We start from the raw sequence: 1,790 nt of genomic DNA, 5'->3' as shown, positions 1-1,790 counted from the left end.
CTTAAAACGCTTGGCGGACATTCCGGCGATGTCTGGGCACTTGCCATCACGCCGGATGGACTTAAAGCAATTTCTGCCTCGTCCGACCAAACACTAAAGCTGTGGGATGAGAGAAAGTGGGGAGGCGATCGCTACTTTCATCGGAGATTGTGCCTTATTTTGCTGCGCCGCCCGGCCAGATGGAGTAACAATTGTAGCTGTTGAAATACTCACCGGCCTGAAGGCGCGGTGATTCTTGACGCTTCATCGGGTTCTGCTACCGAAATAGTCTGACAATCCCTCAGCGTCCATTTAGAGTCGTGGCGATTCCCCATCCCGACTTGAGCTATATTTCTAGCCGCATTTTCATCTCTATCCTGCTCGGTACCACAATTCAAACAGAGCACTGAGCGAATAGATAAATCGATTTTACCCCACTTGAAACCACAGTCCGAACAGACCTGGCTGGTGGGTTCCCATCGACTAATCACCTTGAACTCTCTGCCAAACTTTTCAGACTTAGCTTCGCACAAAGTCCTGAATTCTCTCCAACCTTGCAAGCTGATTACTCTAGCAAGTTTGCGGTTCTTAACCAGGCCCGACACATTTAAATCTTCCAAAACAATCACTTGGTTTTCGTTGACTATTTTGGTCGATAATTTGTGTAGAAAATCTTTACGGACATCAGAAATACGGTTATGAAGCTTGGCGACCTTGATTCTAGTTATATTCCTTCTTTTGGAGTCATGAGGTTGGCGAGCTAACTTGCGTTGCAGTTTGCGAACTTTCCGGTCTAGTTTTTTATAACTAGGACTTTCGGCTTTTGCCCCATTACTCATTACCGCAAAGGTTTTAATCCCTAAGTCGATACCAATACTTGGATGCAAAGCCTCGGATTGAACTGGTTTGACCTCTACAACAAAGCTTAAGAAATAGCGATTAGCGCAATCCTTGATTACCGTGACCGAGCTAGGTGCTGACGGCAACTCCCTCGACCATATTGGCTTGACAATTCCAATTTTTGCTAAGTAAACGCCACCGTTTTTCTTCATGGAAAATCCACGAAGGGTAAATCTTGCCGATTGACGGCTTGTCTTTTTTTTAAACCTAGGATACCGTACTTTTTGCCCTTTTCTTTTCCCTTTGTAGGAATCAAAGAAATTCTTAAAAGCCGTTTCTAAATCGGTTACAGACTGTTGCAAGGGAACGCATGACACCTCTTCCAGCCAAGTCCTTTCCTCAGTCTGTTTTGCCCCAGTTATTACTATTTTCTGAAGTTCTGTCGATTTCGGCTTTTTTTCGGATTGTTTGCAAAGTGCAAGGGCATCATTCCAGACAACGCGAACGCAACCGAATAACTGAGCCAAGCTCTGTTTCTGTTGGTCGGTCGGATAGATTCTGTACTTGTACCTTGCTTTCATTGTTTACTATTGCTTGATTGCTTTATTGTACCATGTATTATCAATACAATTAACAGAAAATGAAGAGAATCAAAGCCGTCCTATAAGGACGGGGCTTCAGACCCAGTTCTTTGGTGAAGCATCGGAACGACTGCATTTCTTACGCTTGGAAAATATAGAAGAACTCTAAAGTGTGACTCAGACGATTTAGTTTAATGGCAAGTTTGACAATCTTAGGGGTTGCAGGCTTAACAAACCCTCAATCTGCATCTGAAAATTCTCACGGGTTTGGTCGATCGGAGCGATCGTCCCCATCGGGAAATTTCTCGTTCAAACTCAGATCGAAATAATACTGACACCAAAATTCTGCTACCTCCAACAACATGGGTATTGATTCAGCCACGATACCTG

Annotated in this window: 1 protein-coding gene and 1 pseudogene; one reads left to right on the top strand and one right to left on the bottom strand. The window is 44.1% G+C overall.

The window, feature by feature from the left end:
• Positions 1-204, top strand: a pseudogene (locus ACUVJL_RS14800) (hypothetical protein); the annotation flags it as partial.
• Between the two features lie 5 nt (positions 205-209).
• On the opposite strand, the gene ACUVJL_RS14795 reads toward ACUVJL_RS14800, so the two are convergent.
• The gene (locus ACUVJL_RS14795) at positions 210-1,400 is read right to left on the bottom strand and encodes an RNA-guided endonuclease InsQ/TnpB family protein (protein ID WP_445246534.1); all 1,191 of its coding nucleotides are present in this window, start codon (positions 1,398-1,400) and stop codon (positions 210-212) included.
• Between the last annotated feature and the right edge of the window lie 390 nt (positions 1,401-1,790).

It is taken from the genome of Microcoleus sp. OTE_8_concoct_300, assembly GCF_031383065.1.
In the GTDB taxonomy this organism is placed as follows: domain Bacteria; phylum Cyanobacteriota; class Cyanobacteriia; order Cyanobacteriales; family Microcoleaceae; genus Microcoleus.
The sequence above is the reverse complement of the archived record's forward strand: the minus strand, read 5'-3'. Positions and strand labels throughout refer to the sequence as shown.